19 protein-coding genes are annotated in these 17,564 nt (G+C 68.7%); 6 read left to right on the top strand and 13 right to left on the bottom strand.

Annotated elements, in window-relative coordinates:
• Positions 1-301: 301 nt before the first annotated feature.
• From cobM to ACFRAQ_RS01420, 5 genes are read right to left on the bottom strand one after another with little or no spacing between them, the layout of a single operon-like run.
• Positions 302-1,060, bottom strand: a complete 759-nt coding sequence (gene cobM / locus ACFRAQ_RS01440) for a precorrin-4 C(11)-methyltransferase (protein ID WP_379092548.1) — start codon at positions 1,058-1,060, stop codon at positions 302-304.
• Between the two features lie 22 nt (positions 1,061-1,082).
• Positions 1,083-1,442, bottom strand: coding sequence for a DoxX family protein (locus ACFRAQ_RS01435; RefSeq protein ID WP_379092545.1), 360 nt, complete (start codon positions 1,440-1,442; stop codon positions 1,083-1,085).
• Positions 1,439-1,921, bottom strand: a complete 483-nt coding sequence (locus ACFRAQ_RS01430; protein WP_379092543.1) for a TetR/AcrR family transcriptional regulator C-terminal ligand-binding domain-containing protein — start codon at positions 1,919-1,921, stop codon at positions 1,439-1,441. The genes ACFRAQ_RS01435 and ACFRAQ_RS01430 overlap by 4 nt, the downstream gene beginning before the upstream one ends.
• A 42-nt stretch (positions 1,922-1,963) precedes the next feature.
• Complete coding sequence (locus ACFRAQ_RS01425) at positions 1,964-2,389, bottom strand: PPOX class F420-dependent oxidoreductase (protein WP_379092540.1); 426 nt, start codon at positions 2,387-2,389, stop codon at positions 1,964-1,966.
• Between the two features lie 19 nt (positions 2,390-2,408).
• Entirely contained in the window at positions 2,409-2,882 is a 474-nt protein-coding gene (locus tag ACFRAQ_RS01420) for a MarR family winged helix-turn-helix transcriptional regulator (RefSeq protein ID WP_379092537.1), read from the bottom strand.
• Between the two features lie 104 nt (positions 2,883-2,986).
• On the opposite strand from ACFRAQ_RS01420, the gene ACFRAQ_RS01415 reads away from it, so the two are divergent.
• Positions 2,987-3,868 carry an NmrA/HSCARG family protein gene (locus ACFRAQ_RS01415; RefSeq protein WP_379092534.1) on the top strand — a complete coding sequence of 294 codons (882 nt, stop codon included), beginning with the start codon at positions 2,987-2,989 and terminating at the stop codon, positions 3,866-3,868.
• 19 nt (positions 3,869-3,887) lie between these two features.
• Here the strand turns inward: ACFRAQ_RS01415 and ACFRAQ_RS01410 are convergent, their stop codons facing one another.
• Together ACFRAQ_RS01410 and ACFRAQ_RS01405 are read right to left on the bottom strand one after the other, a co-directional pair.
• On the bottom strand, positions 3,888-4,523 hold the full coding sequence (locus tag ACFRAQ_RS01410) for a response regulator transcription factor (RefSeq protein WP_357281670.1): 636 nt from the start codon (positions 4,521-4,523) through the stop codon (positions 3,888-3,890).
• Positions 4,520-5,674, bottom strand: a complete 1,155-nt coding sequence (locus ACFRAQ_RS01405; RefSeq protein ID WP_379092529.1) for a sensor histidine kinase — start codon at positions 5,672-5,674, stop codon at positions 4,520-4,522. Before ACFRAQ_RS01405 ends, ACFRAQ_RS01410 begins: the two co-directional genes overlap by 4 nt.
• Positions 5,675-5,803: 129 nt before the next feature.
• Here ACFRAQ_RS01405 and ACFRAQ_RS01400 point away from each other — a divergent pair, with 129 nt between their 5' ends.
• Positions 5,804-6,853, top strand: a complete 1,050-nt coding sequence (locus tag ACFRAQ_RS01400; RefSeq protein WP_379092526.1) for an ABC transporter permease — start codon at positions 5,804-5,806, stop codon at positions 6,851-6,853.
• A gap of 35 nt (positions 6,854-6,888) precedes the next feature.
• Entirely contained in the window at positions 6,889-7,614 is a 726-nt protein-coding gene (locus ACFRAQ_RS01395; protein ID WP_379092523.1) for an ABC transporter ATP-binding protein, read from the top strand.
• A 15-nt stretch (positions 7,615-7,629) separates the two neighbouring features.
• On the opposite strand, the gene ACFRAQ_RS01390 is transcribed toward ACFRAQ_RS01395, so the two are convergent.
• Entirely contained in the window at positions 7,630-8,592 is a 963-nt protein-coding gene (locus ACFRAQ_RS01390) for a helix-turn-helix transcriptional regulator (RefSeq protein ID WP_379092520.1), read from the bottom strand.
• 95 nt (positions 8,593-8,687) lie between these two features.
• Here ACFRAQ_RS01390 and ACFRAQ_RS01385 point away from each other — a divergent pair, with 95 nt between their 5' ends.
• From ACFRAQ_RS01385 to ACFRAQ_RS01375, 3 genes are all read left to right on the top strand, one after another.
• Positions 8,688-9,836 (top strand): epoxide hydrolase family protein, encoded by a 1,149-nt coding sequence (locus ACFRAQ_RS01385; RefSeq protein ID WP_379092517.1) that lies wholly within the window; start codon positions 8,688-8,690, stop codon positions 9,834-9,836.
• Positions 9,837-9,873: 37 nt separating this feature from the next.
• Positions 9,874-10,455, top strand: a complete 582-nt coding sequence (locus ACFRAQ_RS01380; RefSeq protein ID WP_379092514.1) for a TetR/AcrR family transcriptional regulator — start codon at positions 9,874-9,876, stop codon at positions 10,453-10,455.
• Positions 10,456-10,664: 209 nt separating this feature from the next.
• Positions 10,665-11,090, top strand: coding sequence for a DUF4254 domain-containing protein (locus ACFRAQ_RS01375; RefSeq protein WP_379092511.1), 426 nt, complete (start codon positions 10,665-10,667; stop codon positions 11,088-11,090).
• A 29-nt stretch (positions 11,091-11,119) separates the two neighbouring features.
• On the opposite strand, the gene ACFRAQ_RS01370 is transcribed toward ACFRAQ_RS01375, so the two are convergent.
• The 5 genes from ACFRAQ_RS01370 to ACFRAQ_RS01350 are packed head-to-tail and all read right to left on the bottom strand — an operon-like array spanning position 11,120 to position 17,562.
• Positions 11,120-13,063: an acetoacetate--CoA ligase gene (locus ACFRAQ_RS01370; protein WP_379092508.1), complete on the bottom strand. Its 1,944-nt coding sequence runs from the start codon at positions 13,061-13,063 to the stop codon at positions 11,120-11,122.
• Positions 13,064-13,068: 5 nt separating this feature from the next.
• Positions 13,069-13,902: an HpcH/HpaI aldolase/citrate lyase family protein gene (locus ACFRAQ_RS01365; RefSeq protein WP_379092505.1), complete on the bottom strand. Its 834-nt coding sequence runs from the start codon at positions 13,900-13,902 to the stop codon at positions 13,069-13,071.
• On the bottom strand, positions 13,899-14,402 hold the full coding sequence (locus ACFRAQ_RS01360) for a MaoC family dehydratase (protein ID WP_379092502.1): 504 nt from the start codon (positions 14,400-14,402) through the stop codon (positions 13,899-13,901). The genes ACFRAQ_RS01365 and ACFRAQ_RS01360 overlap by 4 nt, the downstream gene beginning before the upstream one ends.
• Positions 14,399-15,559 (bottom strand): acyl-CoA dehydrogenase family protein, encoded by a 1,161-nt coding sequence (locus ACFRAQ_RS01355; RefSeq protein WP_379092499.1) that lies wholly within the window; start codon positions 15,557-15,559, stop codon positions 14,399-14,401. Before ACFRAQ_RS01355 ends, ACFRAQ_RS01360 begins: the two co-directional genes overlap by 4 nt.
• Entirely contained in the window at positions 15,556-17,562 is a 2,007-nt protein-coding gene (locus ACFRAQ_RS01350) for an acetyl-CoA carboxylase biotin carboxylase subunit (protein ID WP_379092496.1), read from the bottom strand. The genes ACFRAQ_RS01355 and ACFRAQ_RS01350 overlap by 4 nt, the downstream gene beginning before the upstream one ends.
• Positions 17,563-17,564 lie beyond the last annotated feature (2 nt).

Below are 17,564 nucleotides of genomic sequence, written 5' to 3'. Positions count from 1 at the left end.
CCCAAACCTCGCTTCCGGAACACCACGACCGCAGCGTTCCCCGCCGAAAAACCCGAACAGGACGCCACCGCTGCTGTGAGCGTGGCGTCCGGCGTTCGGGGCTTACTTCACCGTATTGAGACTCCCTGGGAGGTATCCCCCCAGCTGGCCGATCTTGTTACATGGGCGCGACCACACCCCCCGGCCATTGCCGGGTCGAAGACGCAATCTTGGTGACGGACACTCGGTCCAATCTACCGTCAGCGTGCAAGCCACAACCAGAAAGGGCCATAGCCGTCGGCTATCGTCCCATTTCGCTGTTTCACCCAGTGATATGCGACCTATCGCGACCAGGGTCGTACAAGTGGGACTGGGCACAACCGATACTTTCGGCCAGCGCCGGACCCACCAGGATGACCGCCGCCTGCCGCAATCCGGCCGCCTCCACCCGATCCGCGATATCGGTCAGGGTGCCCCGGAGAATCCGCTGCTCGGGCTGGGTCGCGCGGTAGACCACGACCACCGGGCAGGCACTGCCGTAGTCGGCGGTCAGCTCCTGCGCGAGAGTGTGGATCCGGGTGATGGCCAGGTGCAGCACCAGCGTGGCCCGGGTGCGGGCGAAGTTGGCCAGAGCCTCCGAATCGGGCATAGCCGTCGAGCGCGCGTGTGTCCGAGTCAACACCACCGACTGCACCTGTTCGGGCACAGTCAGTTCCGCCCCGAGCAAGGCCGCGGCGGCCGCGTACGCGGGGACCCCGGGCGTCACGTCCCACGGAATCCCCAGCGCATCGAGGCGTCGCTTCTGTTCGGTGAGGGCCGAATAGAGGGAGGGGTCGCCCGAGCACAGCCGCGCGACATCCTTGCCCTCGGCGTGCGCCCGCGCGCAGTGCGCCACGATCTCGTCCAGATCCAGCTTCTGCGTATCGATCAGCTCGGCGTCGGGCGCGCAGTACGCCAGCACTCCCGGGTCCAGATAGGTCCCCGCGAACAGGCACACCGGGGATCGGCGCAGCAGTTCGACCGCACGCACGGTCAGCAGATCCGCCGCCCCGGGCCCGGCCCCGATGAAGTGCACTGTCATCGGGCGAGTCTCGCACACCCGCTCAGGCGAACCGTCCGACCGCCACCAGCACCGCCACCACGAACAGCACCACGTTCGACAGCGACCGCCCGTACTCCCCGCGCCGCACGTGGGTCACGAATCCCCCGACCATCACCAGGGCCAGCCCCACCGCGGCGACCGGCGTCAGCACCTTCGCGATCCCCGTGGCCCACGGCAGCACCACCCCCAGGCCGCCCAGGATCTCCACGATCCCGATCCCCCGCACCGCGTTCTGCGACAGGTCGTCCACCCACGGCATCCCGCCGCGCAGCTTGTCCTTCTCGATCGCCGCCTTCACGACGCCCCCGAGCACGAACGACACCGCGAGCACGATCTGCCCGATCCACAGCCAGGTGTTCATTGGTCCTTCTCCTTGTCGTACATCCAGCTCGCGGCAACGGAATCCGCGACCTGGTCGATCAGCGCCCGATCCCCCTGCCCGCCGAGCATGGTGAGCCAGAGGAAGACCGGTCCCGCGAATTGCGCGTGCGCCCAATCCAAGTCGGGCAGCCCGGCCAGATCCCCGCGTTCGACCGCCCGCTCGGCGACCGCCCGGATGAGCGCGCGCTCGGGCAGCAGGCAGACGTCCTCGAACACGGTCTGCAAGGTTCCGTCGCGCATCAGATCCGCCATGAGCTCGGGCAGCACCGCCCGCACCCTCGGATTGCCCATGCGCTCGACGAAGTCGGCCGCGACCTCGCGCAGATCACCGTGCAGACCGCCGGTATCGCGATACTCGCGCGGCCGCAGGTCCCCGATCAGATGATGCAGTGCGAGCGCGGCTTTCGACGGCCAACGCCGATACAGCGCGGCCTTGCCCACCCCGGCCCGCGTCGCCACGTCCTGCACATAACGGAACTCACGGTTCCGCAATCGGAGGTTTCAGCCGCTGACCTTGAAATCGGCGAGCACCCTGGTGGGGAAGAGCCGGACGACGAGCTCCCCGGGGACGCCGTTCCGCTTCCCGAACTCCTCGGCGCGGTCCGCGCCCATGTAGCGGGCGGCGATATCGGTGGCGGTGCGGATCAGGTCGCCGGGATCCTCGGACACCTCGGTCACGCCCTGCACCTGGACGAAAGAGTATGGGGGCTCGGCTATGTCGACACAGAGAGTGACGCGGCCGTCACGCAGGATCGAGCGACCCTTGGCGGTGGCCTTGCCGGTATTGAAGACGATGACGTCGCCGTCGAGGACGAACCAGATCGGGGCGACCAGGGGGCGGCCGTCGGCGGCCACGAAGGCCAGCTTGCCGGTGCGGGTGCCCGCGCTCAGAAACTCGCGTACTCGGGAATCGGAGAGTGAGGCCATAGCGGACACCGTACGACGCTCAGCCGTGCGTGCCCCGGAGGCGGGCGATCTGGGTTTTGCTGAGCTCCTGAGCCTTTCGCATATGCAGGATGATCGCCTCGAGTTCGGCGTCGGTGTGATCGTTCAGCATGGCCTCCCACCCCTCGCCCAGGTCGTCCCAGGTCGCGGTGATGCGGGCGACCGCTTCGGGGACCGGGGTGACCAGCACGCGGCGGCGGTCCTCGGGATCGGCTTCGCGGGTGACATAGCCGCCGCGTTCCATGCGGTCGACCAGACGAGTGGCGGAGCCGGTGGTCAAGCCCGTCATGTCGGCGATCTGCTTGACCGTCAGCGGCTGCGATTCCGCGGTGAGCAGGCTCAGGCATTGCAGGTCGGTGGGATGCAGTCCGAGCTTGTCCGCGATGGCCTGGTTGAACAGCGTGTACGCGGCCATGTACCGGCGCGATTCGCCGGAGAGCTCGTCGTACAACGCCCGGCGGCGCTGGGATGTCATCCGGATCACACTCCTGAATAGCTGCGCGGCGCAGCAATATTGGCTAGATTGCTGCGTGACGCAGTTAATGCGTCACGCAGCAGATACTACCTTGTGGAGGAACCATGCTCACCATCGCGGTCACCGGAGCCACCGGCGCCCAGGGCGGAGCCACCGCCCGCGCCCTGCTCGATCGGGGCCACCACGTCCGTGCCCTCACCCGTTTCCCCGACTCCCCCGCCGCCGAGCAGTTGCGCGCGCTCGGCGCGGAGATCCGCCGGGCCGACTTCGACGATCGCGCATCGCTGGATGCCGCGTTCGCCGGGGCGGATTCGCTGTTCGCGGTCACCACCCCGTTCGACACCGACACCACCGTCGAGGTCCGGCACGGCGAGAACCTCGTCGAGGCCGCCGTCGCCGCTCACCTCGGCCACCTCGTCTTCACCTCCGTCGCGCACGCCGACCGCGAAACCGGTGTGCCGCACTACGAGAGCAAATTCGCGATCGAACGCCGACTGTCCGCCTCGGGCGTGCCCTGGACCGTCATCGCTCCGGCCGCCTTCATGGACAACTACGCCACCGGCTGGACCCTGGACGGCCTGCGCGAGCAGACCTTCTCCTGGCCCATGCCCGCCGAGCAGCCGTTGACCCTCATCAGCGCCACCGATATCGGCGCCTTCGCCGCCCTCGCCCTGGACCGCCGCGCCGAATTCGCCGGTCGCCGTATCGATATCGCCGCGGACGAGCTCACGCCCGCGCAGATCGCCGCGACCCTGGCCGCCGCCATCGACGCGCCGATCGCGCACCGGGAGGTCCCGCTCGCGTACGTGCGCTCCCGTTCCACCGATCTGGCCGCCATGTTCGAGTACTTCTCGACCGTCGGCCTGGATGTCGATGTCGCCGGTCTGCGCCGCGACTACCCCGAGATCGCCTGGCATTCCTTCGCCGACTGGGCCTCGGCCCAGGATTGGCCCGCGCTGCTGGCCGCCGCGCCTGCCGCCCACTGAGTTCGGCTGTTCCGCGCGGTCAGATCGCTCCGCGCTCGCGGGCCCTGGCCACGGCGGAGGTTCGGGATTTCACGCCGAGCTTCGAATAGATGTGGACCAGGTGGGATTTGACGGTGGTCTCGGAGAGGAAGAGGCGTTTGCCGATCTCGCGGTTGGAGTGGCCGTCGGCGACCAGGCGCAGCACCTCGATCTCGCGGGGGCTCAGCGTGGTGTCGGGTTTGCGGACCCGGGTCATCAGGCGGGAGGCGACCGACGGGGAGAGGACGCTCTCGCCTTCGGCGGCGGAGCGGACGGCGGCGAGGAGTTCGGCGGGCGGGGTGTCCTTGAGGATGTAGCCGACCGCGCCCGCCTCGATGGCGCCGAGAATGTCGGCGTCGGTGTCGTAGTTGGTGACCACCAGGACATTCGGCGGGTTCGCGAGGCCGCGCAGGGCGGCGGTGGCGTCGGCGCCGGACTTGCCGGGGCCGAAGCGGAGGTCCATCAGGACCAGGTCGACCTGGGTGGTGGAACAGAAGGCCACCGAATCCTCGGCGGTGGCGACCTCCCCCACGACTTCGATGTCGTCGGAATCGGTTTCGGCGACGCTGGAGTCGAGGAGCGCGCGCAGGCCCGCGCGGACGATGGCGTGGTCGTCGGCGAGGAGGATGCGGATCATTGGTCCTCCAGGGGGAAGTAGACGGTGACCGCGGTGTGGCCGGGTTCGGATTCGACATCCATGGTGCCGCCCTGCTGCTCCACCCGATTGCGCATGGCGTTCAAACCGAAGCTGCCCGAAGGGGATTCGGCCAGTACGGCCGGATCGATGCCCACCCCGTCATCGACCACGTCGAGGTGCACGGCGTCATCGCCGTAGGTGAGGGTGACCCGCATCCGCTGAGCCTGCGCGTGCCGCACCACATTCGACACCGCGCCCTGCGCGATGCGGACCAGCGCGGCCTCGATCGGCATGGGCAGCGCCTGCGGATCGCCCTCGACGAGCACCTGCGCGTCCAGTCCGGGTGCGGCGGCCCGCTCCGCGATCCGGGTGAGCGCGCCCGCGAGGGACTGACCCTCCAGCGCGGCCGGCGTGAGTTCGGCGATGAGATGGCGGGTTTCGACGAGACTGTCGGCGGCGGTCTCCCGGGCCAGCCGAATCCGTTCCAGCGCCGGATGATCGGGGGCGGCCCGCTCGACCGCGTGCAGCAGCAGCTGAATACTGCTGAGCCCCTGCGCGACGGTGTCGTGGATCTCCTGCGCCAGCCGCTCGCGTTCGGCCATCTTTCCCGCGGTGCGTTCCTGTTCGGCGAGAGTCTCTCGGGTGGCGAGCAATTCGTCGATGAGCCGCTGCCGTTCCGCGGCCTCCCGGAACAGGGCTTCGTAGCCGAGCCCGATGGCGACCGCGACCAGCGCGCCCAGCAGCGGGCCGATCACACCGGCGACCGTCCACCCGCGGTGCGCGGCGAACCCGACGACGGCGACCACGGTCGCGGCGATCACCGCCACCACGCCCCAATAGCGCGGCAGCAGATGCAGATAGAGGAAGAAGAGCCCGAAGACCAGGTAGACGGCCAAGGGGGCGACGAGAACGAGTGCCAGCCAGAGCAGCGTCAGCACTCCCAGCCACACCCGCGCGCCGACCAGGTTGCGCCGGTACCGGCCACCGATGAAATAGACCCCCAGGAAGACCCCGGCCAGCACCACCACCAGTACCCGATGCGCTCCGGAGAAGACCTCCTGCACCGCCACCACGACGGTCAACGCCACGACCAGCACATGCAGCCCGAGCTGCAGGGCGGAGAAGACGGGAGTCAGGGGGGACCGGTGCACGCGACCAGCTTATGCCCGGCAATTACCCGGGCATCCATCGAAAGTAGGAAACGCCGCCCTGCCGTTGGCGGACCGGGATTCGTTCCGCGGCGCGATGGCCGGAACGCCTTTCCCGGAGAGGGTGTAAGTATGTTCGTCGCATTCAGAGATCTGCGGGCGGCCCGCGGCCGCTTCCTCCTGATTACCCTGGTGGTCACGCTGGTCGCGCTGCTGGTCAGCTTTCTCAGCGGTCTCACGGCCGGTCTGGCGCACCAGAACATCTCCGCCATCGAATCGCTGAAGACCGACACCGTCGTCTTCTCCGACACCGGCTCCACCCCCTCCTTCGACGCCTCCACGCTGAGCACCGAACAGGTGCAGACCTGGGAGCGCGCGGGCGGCACCGTCGACCCGATCGGCATCAGCCGCACCCGCGCCACCGTCAACGGCGTGTCCCCGACCCAGGTCGCGCTGTTCGGCGTACAGGGCACCCCCTTTGGCAAGCGCACAGCTACCGAGCCGGGCGCGGTGATCCTGTCCAAGGCGGCCGCCAAGAACCTCGACGCGAAGACCGGCGACACGGTCGAGCTGGGGTCGGCACGCTACAGCGTGGCGGGCGTGACCGACGACGACTGGTACGCGCACACCCCGGTGGTGTGGATGACCCTGTCGGACTGGCAGGCGCTGAACCCGCATTCGGGCGCGGCCACCATCCTCGCGGTGTCGGGGGTGAGCGAACAGCAGGCTCTCGACGCCAGCGCCCACACCACCACGACGAGCACCGAGGACTCGCTGTCGGCCATGGCCTCCTACCAGGCCGAGAACGGCTCGCTGACGCTGATGACCGTCATGCTGTTCGCCATCTCGGCGCTCGTGATCGGCGCGTTCTTCACGGTGTGGACCGTGCAGCGGCAGCCCGACATCGCGACCCTGAAGGCCCTGGGCGCGACCACCGGATCGCTGATCCGGGATGCCCTGAGCCAGGCCCTGATCGTGCTGCTGCTCGGTGTCGGCGTGGGTGTCGGAATCACGGTCGTGGCCGGACTGTTCATGGGCGGCGCGGTGCCGTTCATCCTCAGCGCGAGCACCACGCTCTTCCCCGCGGCCGCCCTGATCGCGCTCGGCCTGCTGGGCGCCGCGTTCGCGCTGCGCTTCCTCGTCACCACCGATCCGCTGACCGCGCTCAACCAGGCCCGCTGATGACCACAATCCCCTTGTCTCCCAGGAGCATCGCGATGACCAACACACTGACCGTCTCCGACCTCACCCTCACCTTTCCGGACGGCGCGGACCGCATCACCGCGCTCGACCACGTGAACCTGCGCGTGGGTGGTGGCGAGATCGCCGCCATCACAGGGCCGTCGGGGTCCGGCAAGTCCACGCTGCTGGCCACGGTGTCGACGCTGCTGCGGCCGGACTCGGGACGGGTCGAACTCGAAACCGCCTCGGGGACCCTCGATCTCGCCGAGCTGAGCCGCCGCGATGCCGCGACCATGCGCCGGAACTCGATCGGGATCGTGTTCCAGCAGTCCAATCTGATTCCCGCGCTGACCACCATCGAGCAGCTCGAGGCGATGGTGCATCTGGGGCAGAGCTGGTTCGTTTCGCCCGGCAAGCGGCGTGAGGTTCGGGCGCGGGCGCGGGATCTGCTGCACGCGGTGGGGTTGAGCGGCCACGAGAACAAGCGGCCCGCTCAGCTCTCGGGCGGGCAGCGGCAGCGCGTCAATATCGCCCGGGCACTGATGAATGATCCGTCGCTGCTGGTTATCGATGAACCGACCAGTGCGTTGGATCAGGAGCGTGGCGCCGCGATCATCGATCTGATCGTCGGGATCGTGCGCGAGCACGGTGCGTCCACCCTTCTCGTCACGCACGATCTTTCGCATCTGGATCAGATGGATAGCGTTTACCAGATGGTGGATGGTGTTCTTACACAGCGGAAATCAGCAATCGCCGCATGAATGATCGGGGGGTCGTCACAGTGATGCCGCCCGCCCCGCGCGATCACGGATCTTCCGCATCTCCTCCACCAACTCGGCCGGACCATGCACCCTGATCTCGACCCCCAACTGCAGCAAGCGATGCGCCACCCACTCCGGCAGATCGTCTCGCCGCATATCCAGTGCACAAGCCTCCGGCCCGCGCGCCACGATATCGCCCGGCCCCTCCCCCAGCCGGCCGATCACCGCCGCGGCCGGAGCGGCGATGTCCACCTGGAAGTGCAATGACGGCGTACCCCAGTCGGTTCGATCCCCGGTGACATACGCGGCGGGGTCGGCGGCGGGAAGCTCTCGGGGCACGAACCGAGCGCCTGTGGCGAGCACCCGGCTGACCCGGTCGGCTCGAAAGCTCCGCCAGTCGCCGCGGTCGAGATCGAACCCGACCAGGTACCAGCGGTGCCGATAGGGCACGAGGCCGACCGGCTCGACATTGCGACGGGTCTCCGCACCATCCGCCGCCTCGTAGGCGAAACGGACGCGTTCGGTATTGGAGATGGCGGCCGCGAGTGCGGTGAGCAGTTCCGGGTCCACGGTATTCGCGCCCGCGCCCGGGGCGATGGTGGCGGCGCCCAGCACCCGCACTCGGCGGCGCAGCTTCGCGGGCAGGACCTGTTCGAGTTTGGCGAGCGCACGGACCGAGGCCTCCTCGATTCCGGAGATGGCGGATCCCGCGGCGCCACGCAGGCCGACGGCGATGGCCACGGCCTCGTCGTCGTCGAGGAGCAGCGGCGGCATGGCGGCACCGGCCACCAGGCGATAGCCGCCGGTCGCCCCCATGGTGGCCTCGACCGGGTAGCCGAGGTCGCGGAGTCGGTCGATATCGCGGCGCACCGTGCGGTCGGTGACGCCCAAGCGGTCCGCCAGTTCGCTGCCGGGCCATTCGCGCGGGGTCTGCAGGAGGGACAGCAAACGAAGCAGCCGCGCCGACGTATCGCTCATGAATTCCATCCTGCGCTCGAAGTAGGACAAGAATAGTCCTACATCCTTCGTAATTTGGTCGGTGAACCGCTGACCGAAGACCACGAGGAGCCATGATGACCAGCGCCGACATCCGCCCGTTCCGCATCGCCGTGCCGCAGTCCGAGCTCGACGACCTCCACGACCGCCTGGCACGGGCCCGGTGGAGCGGGCAGCTGCCCGGGCAGGGCTGGGAGCGTGGTGTGCCGGTGGATTATCTGCGCGAGCTGGCCGAGTACTGGCGCACCGAATTCGACTGGCGTGCACAGGAAGCGGCACTCGATGAATTCCCGCAGTTCCGGACCGAGATCGATGGGCTGGATGTGCATTTCCTGCATGCGCGTTCCGAGGATCCGGAGGCCGTGCCGCTGATTCTCACGCACGGGTGGCCGAACAGTTTCGTGGAGTTCACGAAAACCATTCCGCTGCTGACGAATCCCCGGGCGCACGGCATGGAATCGACGCAGGCGTTCCATGTGGTGATTCCGTCGGTACCCGGGTTCGGGTTCTCCGAGGGGCCGCGCGAGCCGGGGATGAAGCCGCGCCGGGTCGCCCGCATGTGGGTGGAGCTGATGGCGCGCCTCGGTTACGACCGGTACGGCGCGCAGGGCGGGGATCTGGGCGCGTACGTGGTGCAGGAGATGGCGATCGCCGATCCGGATCATCTGATCGGCGTGCACATCGACGGCGGTATCGGGATGCCGACCGCGGCGGATGTGCCCACCATGACGGCCGAGGAGCGCGCCGAATGGGATCTCATGCAGAAGTGGCAGTCCGGGGTGAACCACCATGTGCTGTTGCGGCAGGCGCCCCAGACCTTCGCGCACGGGTGGACCGATTCGCCGGTCGGGCTGCTGGGCTGGCTGGTGCACAAGTTCACCGAGTTCTCGCCGCTGGCGGACCACCTCGAGCAGGCGGTGGACCGCGACCAGCTGCTGGCCAACGCGAGCGTCTTCTGGTTCACCAACACCGCCGCCACCTCGTCGTGGCCCATGTACAACGGCCTCGGCGACGACGGATTCGCCTGGCCGGCGGGCCAGAAACTGGTCCCGATCGGCGTGTATTCCGGCGGTTCGCCGCTCATGCGCCGCCTCGCGGAACGCGACAACACCATCGCGTACTGGCCCGAGGGCAATACCGGTAACCATTTCCTCGCCATGGACGTGCCCCGGGCGCACACGGCCGATATCCAGACCTTCTTCGACCTCGTGTCACGGCAGCGTTAGCGGACCGGACGGTCCCGAAAGACGTAGGGTGCTCGTCATGGCGAGGACCAAGGAGTTCGACCCCGGCACCGCCTTGCGCCGCGCTCTCGAATTGTTCTGGGAGCACGGCTACGAGGCGACGTCGATGGCGGATCTGGTTGAGCATCTTGGGATTGCCAAGGCGAGCATCTACGGCACCTTCGGCGGTAAGCGCGACCTCTATCTGAAGGCCCTGCGGCGCTATCTCGAGACCACCGATCCGGCCATCATGGCGGAGCTGTCGCAGCCGGGTCCGGTACTGCCCGCGGTGCGCGGTCTGGTCGAGCGGTTCGTGCGCGAAGCCTCCAGTCCCGATTCGCATCTGGGTTGCATGGTGGTGAACAGCGCGGTCGAACGGGCTCGCACCGACGAGGCGGTGGCGCGGCTGGTGGAGTCGAGCTGGGCACACCTGGAAACGACGCTGACTTCGGCGTTGCTGCGGGCTCGCGCGCAGGGGGAACTGGCCGCGGATTCGGATCCGCGTTCACTTGCCCGATTCCTCCTGGTTTTCCTCCAGGGTGTCCGAGTTCTCGAGCGAACGCCGGATTCCGCTGCGCGCCTGCGTGATGCCGCGCGGACGGCTGTATCCGTGCTCGGCTGAACGGATTTCCGATTCATCCACAGTTTTCACGACCGGCCGGATTCGAGACTGATCGTTCCACATAGGACAGCTCACCGATTGATCTCCGGTTATGGCGAGGTTCCCCTAGCGGAATGGCAGTGGGCTGTTGAACCGGCAGACACGTCCCTGTCATCTGCGCTGACTACTGTGCTTGGAATTCGCAGGTAGCGGTGTTAGGAGCAGTAGCGATGAGGGACACACTGCCATCCAAGAACCAAGTCCTTCAGGCTTGCCGTGGGACAGGTTTTCCCGGACATCCACTATTGCGCGCCGCGCACGATCTGACCGGACTTCACGAGAGTCTGCTCAGTGCCCGGCCGGAGCAGCTCACCGAACTCGACACGCGCCGTTCGAATTTGGTGCACGAGATCGACTGCTGGGTGACAGCGCAATTGCCGCCGTCGCACGGCGCGGCCCGCGTGCACACCGAGACGCTCGGCGCGGTCATCGACCGGCTGGCCCGGCTCACCGCCGCCGCCTATGCCGCCTTGGCGCGCGAATCCGGCCGGGATCTCACCGTGGCCTGGGAGCACCTGGCCGAATTGGCCGTCGGCTACGAGGATTTGGCGTCGGAGGTGTGCACCGGGCGGCGACGCCTGCCCGGCGCACACTGAGAAACTCCGCTCGTCCTGCGGGCTTCCGGTTATCCGCGCGGCTTCTGGGCGGCGTACCACTCGAGCAGCTCGGGCACGTCCACGGCGGTGGGGGCCACCACGGTGGCGGCTTCCGCGCCCTGGAAGAGCTTCTTGATCGGCACTTCCAGCTTCTTGCCGGTGCGGGTGTGCGGAATGCCGGGGGCGGCGATGATTTCGTCGGGGACATGCCGCGGGGACACCTCCGCGCGAATGGTCGCATTGATCCGGCCGCGCAATTCGTCGGTCAATTCGACGCCGGGGGTGAGCACCACGAACAAGGGCATCCAATAGCCGCCGTCCGGTTGTTCGGCACCGATGACCAGCGCTTCGGCGATCTCCGGAATACGTTCCACCGCCTGGTAGATGTCTGCGCTGCCCATGCGGATGCCCTGCCGGTTCAGGGTGGAATCCGAGCGCCCGTGCACGACGATGCTGCCGTGGCCGGTGATGGTGATCCAGTCGCCGTGCCGCCAGACGCCGGGGAACATCTCGAAGTACGCGTCGCGGTAGCGGGAGCCGTCGGCGTCGTTCCAGAACGACACCGGCATGGACGGCATCGGCTTGGTGATGACCAGCTCGCCGACCTCGTCCCGAACCGGATTGCCCTGTTCGTCCCAGGCGTCCAGGGCCACGCCGAGATACGGGGCCGACAGTTCGCCCGGCCACACCGGCACGGTGCGGACGCCGCCGATGAACGCCGACACCACGTCGGTGCCGCCGCTGATCGAGGCCACCGGCACCCGCTCGCCGACATTGTCGCGCAGCCACAGTGAGGAGGACGGCGGCAGCGACGAGCCGGTGATGCCGACCAGCCGCAGCGCGGACAGGTCGTGGTCGCTGCGCGGCACGGATCCGGCCTTGGCGCAGGCCAGCACATAGCCGGGGCTGGTGCCGAGGACGGTGGCGCGGGTGCGGGCGGCCAGCTGCCACAGCGCGTCCGGGGTGGGCGCGGCCGGGCTGCCGTCGTAGCAGACGATGGTGGCGCCGACCAGCAGTCCGGCGACCTGGAAGTTCCACATCATCCAGCTGGGACTGGTGTACCAGAAGAACGTGTCGTCGGGCCCGATATCGGATTGCAGGGCAACGGCTTTCAGATGCTCCAGCAGCACGCCGCCGTGTCCGTGCACGATGCCCTTGGGCTTGCCGGTGGTGCCCGAGGAGTACAGCACCCACAGCGGGTGCGCGAAGTCCACGGCTTCGATGTCGAAGTCCACGTCCGCGTCGCCCGGGTCGACGTTCTCCCAGGTGATCGCGTCCGGCACGGCCGCGCCGATGCGCGACACCACGACGGTCCCGGCCAGCGAGGGCAGGCCCGCGCGCAGCGCCGCGATATCGGCGGTCTTGTCGTGCACCTTGCCGCCGAAGCGGTACCCGTCGGCCGTGACCAGCACCTTCGGCTCGAGCTGGCCGAGCCGGTCGAGGGCGGCCTGCGCGGAATAGTCCTGGCCGCAAGCGCTCCAGATGGCTCCGATGCCGGCCGTGGCCAGAAACGCGATGACGGCTTCGGCGATGTTCGGCAGGTACCCGGCGACCCGGTCGCCGGGGCCGACGCCCAGTTCGCGCAGAGTGCGCGCGAACGCCGCGGCGGTGGCGACCAGCGCGGCCCAGGAGATCTCGGTGATCTCACCGGTCTCGTCGACCGACAGGATCGCGGGCCGGTCGTCACGAACCTGCCGCAGCACCTGCTCGACATAGTTCAGCCGCGCTCCCGGGAACCACTGCGCGCCCGGCATGTCCACGGAGCCGAGCACCTCGCCGGCCCGCTCGCCGAGGTCGAAGTAGTCCCAGAGCGCGCCCCAGAACCCTTCCAGGTCGTCGATCGACCACTGCCACAACGCCTGATAGTCCGGGAAGGACTGTCCCGTGCGCTTCTCGACGAACAGCGCGAAACTGGTCACCTGGGCCTCGGCGAGATCGTCGTCGCTCGGCACCCACTGTGGTTCCACCGCCATACCTCCTACGACGCGTATCCCGCGCTGCCGGCCGCGTCGGCCCGCTGCACGATGCGCTCGGCGTGCCGGATGACCGGCATATCCACCATGCGCCCTTCGAAGGTGAAGACACCCCGATGGTTGGGTGCTTCCACCAAAAGCCTTTGCGCCCAGTCGACCTCCGTGGCGGCGGGCGCGTAGGCGGTCCTGATGACCGGCAGCTGACTGGGGTGGATGGCCACCTTGGCGTCGAAGCCGATGGCCACCGCGTCCTCGGACTCGGCACCCAGCCCGGTCAGATCCGGAATGTCGAGATACACCGAGTCCAGCGCGAACTTGCCGTACGCCTTGGCCGCCAGCAACGACTGCGACCGCACGTGCCGGGCCACATCCCGGTAGCCGCCGTCCGCGTGCCGGCTGGAATTGCCGCCGAGCGCGGCGACCAGGTCCTCCGCGCCCCACATGACGCCGATGGCATTGCGCACCATGACCGCCCGGCCGACGGCGAGCGCGCCCAGCGGCGATTCGATGAGCGCGATCACCTCGTAGTCGGCGAGCCGCGTGATCTGCTCGGCCGATTCGCATTTGGGCAGCATGATGCGGCGGTATTCGGTACGCACCAGGGCGTCCAGGTCGAGCATGTGCTCGAGGGTGCCCGCGGCGTTGACGCGGACGACGGTGCGCTCCGGATCCAGCGGGTTGGCGATCAGCGCCTCACGAGCGGACGCCTTGTCGGCCTCGGCGACGCCGTCCTCGAGGTCGATGATGACGACGTCGGCGGCGGCCAGGGCCTTGCCGTACCGCTCGGGCCGGTCCGCTGGGCAGAAAAGCCACGCGGGACCGGGCATTTCCCAACTCATGCGGGTTCTCCCTGCGTGCTGGACAGTGGATTGCGTCTGACGAGGGTCTTGCGGACGGCGGTGGCCACGATCTCACCGTGCTGATTGCGTCCGGTGTGCGCGAAGGTCACGATGCCCTCGCCCGGACGGCTCTTGGATTCCCGCAGGTCGGTCACCACGGTCTCCGCATACAGCGTGTCCCCGTGGAAGAGCGGCTTGGGAAAGGCGATGTCGGAGAACCCGAGGTTGGCCACGATGGTGCCCTGGGTCAGCTGCGCGACCGACAGACCCACCAGCGTGGACAGCGTGAACATGGAGTTCACCAGCCGCTGGTGGAACGGCGGCAGCGCATCGGAGAACGCGGCGTCCAGGTGCAGGGCCTGGGTGTTCATGGTCAGCGTCGTGAACAGCACATTGTCGGCCTCGGTGATGGTTCGACCCGGCCGGTGCTCATAGACCACACCGATCTCGAACTCGTCGAACCACAGACCGCGCTGGACGACCCGCTTCACCTCGGTCACAGGCCGAGCTCCCGACCGATCAGCATCAACTGCACCTCCGTGGTGCCCTCACCGATTTCCAGGATCTTGCTGTCGCGATAGTGCCGGGCCACAGCATATTCGTTCATGAACCCGTAGCCGCCGAAGATCTGCGTGGCGTCGCGGGCATTGTCCATGGCGGCCTCGCTGGCGACCAGCTTGGCGATGGCGGCCTGCTTCTTGAACGGCTTGCCGGACAGCATGAGCGCGGCCGCGTCGTAGTAGGCGGTGCGGGCCATGTGGGCGCGCGTCTCCATGCGGGCGATCTTGAAGGCGATGGCCTGGTTGCTGCCGATCGGGCGGCCGAAGGCCTCGCGCTCCTTGGCGTAGCGGACGCTCTCGTCCACGCAGCCCTGGGCCGCGCCGACCGACAGCGCGGCGATGGCGATCCGGCCCTCGTCGAGGATGCGCAGGAAGTTGGCGTAGCCGCGGCCGCGCTCGCCGAGCAGGTTCTCCTCCGGCACCCGGACGTCGACGAAGCTGAGCGGGTGGGTGTCGGAGGCGTTCCAGCCGACCTTGTTGTAGGCGGGCTCGGCGGTGAAGCCCGGGGTGTCGGCGGGAACGATGATCGTGGAGATCTCCTTCTTGCCGTCCACCGCCCCGGTGACCGCGGTGACCGTCACCAGCCGGGTGATGTCGGTGCCCGAGTTGGTGATGAACTGCTTGGAGCCGTTGATGATCCAGCTGTCGCCGTCGAGCACCGCGGTGGTGCGGGTGCCGCCCGCGTCACTGCCGGCGCCCGGCTCGGTGAGGCCGAACGCGCCCAGCGCGCGCCCGCTGGCCAGCAGCGGCAGCCACTCCGCCTTCTGCTTGTCGTTGCCGAAACGGTAGATCGGCATGGCGCCCAGCGAGACTCCGGCCTCCAGGGTGATGGCGACGCTCTGGTCGACCTTGCCGAGCTCCTCGAGCGCCAGGCAGAGCGCGAAGTAGTCGCCGCCCATGCCGCCGAACTCCTCGGGGAACGGCAGGCCGAACAGGCCCATGTCGGCCATGCCGGAGATGACCTCGTACGGGAAGCTGTGCTCGGCGTCGTGCTTGGCGGCGACCGGGGCCACCACCTGGTTGGCGAAGTCGCGGACGGTGAGGGCGAGTTCGCGGTATTCGTCCGGAAGCGTTCCGGTGGACAGGAAATCGGTCATGACTGGGTGTTCTCCTCGGCGATGATGCGAGCCAGCGGCTGTTCGAGTTTCACCTGCGCGCCCGGCTCGACCAGCAGTTCGACGCGGCCGGCGATGGGGGCGGTGAGGGTGTGTTCCATCTTCATGGCCTCCACGACCACGATGGGGGCGCCCGCCGCGACGACATCGCCGTCGGCGGCGGGGGTGGCGATGACCGAACCCGGCATAGGGCTCTGGATCTCGGCGTCGCCGACGTGGGCGTCGCCGACGCGGACATCGGCCTCGGCGACCTCGCGCAGCAGGGCGGTGCCGGTGCGGTCGGCGACCCAGAGGTGGCCGGGCGCGGTGGCGACCCGGTAGCGGCCGCGCAGACCGTCGATGGCGAGGGTGAGCGTGTCCCCGTCGGAATCGACGGTGAGGGTGCGCCGCTCGCCGTCCTCGATCCAGGTGGTGGCCCGGTCCGGGGTGCCGGAGAAGAACACGTGCGTGGTGCGGTCGCCGCCGATCAGGCGGATACCGAAGGGCGCGTGCGCGCCGACCCGCCAGCCGGTGGGCAGCTGCCACGGATCCACCGGACCGGTCGGCCAGTGCCGCAGCCACAGCCGCGCGGCGGCCGCGATGAACTGCTCATCGGTGACGGCGGCGGGGGCGAAGTCGGCGGCGCGGCGGTCCAGCAGGCCGGTGTCGAGCTGTCCGGCGAGGACGTCCGGGTCGGCGAGCAGGAAGCGCGCGAAATCGGTGTTGGTGCGCACGCCGAGGATCTGGGTGTCCCGCAGGGCCGCATCGAGTTTCGCGATGGCCGCGCCGCGGTCGTCGGCGTGCGCGATGACCTTCGACAGCATCGGGTCGTAGTCGGACCCGACGACGGTGCCGGTGCGCAGACCCGAATCCACCCGCACGCCCGGGCCTTCCGGCTCGGACAGGGCGAGCACGGTGCCGCCGGTGGGCAGGAAGTCGCGGCCCGGATCCTCGGCGTACACGCGCGCCTCGATGGCGTGCCCGGTGAGCCGGACATCCTCCTGCGCGGCGGAGAGCTTCTGCCCGGCCGCGATGCGGACCTGGCATTCCACCAGGTCGACGCCGGTGACCAGTTCGGTGACCGGATGTTCCACCTGAAGCCGGGTGTTCATCTCCATGAAGAAGAACTCGTCCGGCTGGTCCGCGGAGACGATGAACTCGACGGTGCCCGCGCCGACGTAGTCGACACTGCGCGCGGTATTGCAGGCGGCCGCGCCGATCCGGGCCCGGGTGCGCGCGTCCAGCAGCGGCGAGGGGGCTTCCTCGATCACCTTCTGATGGCGGCGCTGCAGGCTGCATTCGCGTTCGCCCAGGTGCAGCACGTGACCGAACTGGTCGGCCAGGATCTGCACCTCGATGTGGCGCGGCTTGGTGACGAAGCGTTCCAGGAACAGGGTGTCGTCACCGAACGCGGCGCCGGCCTCGCGGCGGGCGCTGACCAGGGCCGCGGGCAGGTCGGCGGGATCGTCGACGCGGCGCATGCCCTTGCCGCCGCCACCGGCGGACGGCTTGACCAGCACCGGGTAGCCGATCTCGGTCGCGGCGGCGATCAATTCGGCGTCGGTGAGACCGGGCTTGGCGATGCCGGGCACCACGGGCACGCCGTATTCGGCGACCGCGTTCTTGGCGGTGATCTTGTCGCCCATGATCTCGATGGCGCGGGCGGACGGGCCCAGGAAGGCGATGCCCGCCGCCTCGAGCGCGGCCGCGAAGGCCGAATTCTCGGACAGGAAGCCGTATCCCGGATGCACGGCCTGCGCGCCGGAGCGCACGGCGGCGGCGACCACCTTGTCGATGTTCAGGTAGGACTCGCGCGCGGCGGCCGGGCCGAGGCGGACCGCGGTGTCGGCCTCGCGCACGTGGCGGGCGTCGGCGTCGGCGTCGCTGTAGACCGCGACCGATCGAATTCCCATGTCGCGCAGGGTGCGAATGACGCGGACCGCGATCTCGCCGCGATTGGCGACCAGCACGGTGTCGAAGACGACGGGGGTTGCCTTGTTCATCATGG

It is taken from the genome of Nocardia sp. NPDC056611 (assembly GCF_042792755.1).
Lineage (GTDB): Bacteria > Actinomycetota > Actinomycetes > Mycobacteriales > Mycobacteriaceae > Nocardia.
This window is presented reverse-complemented; position numbering and strand designations above follow the sequence as displayed.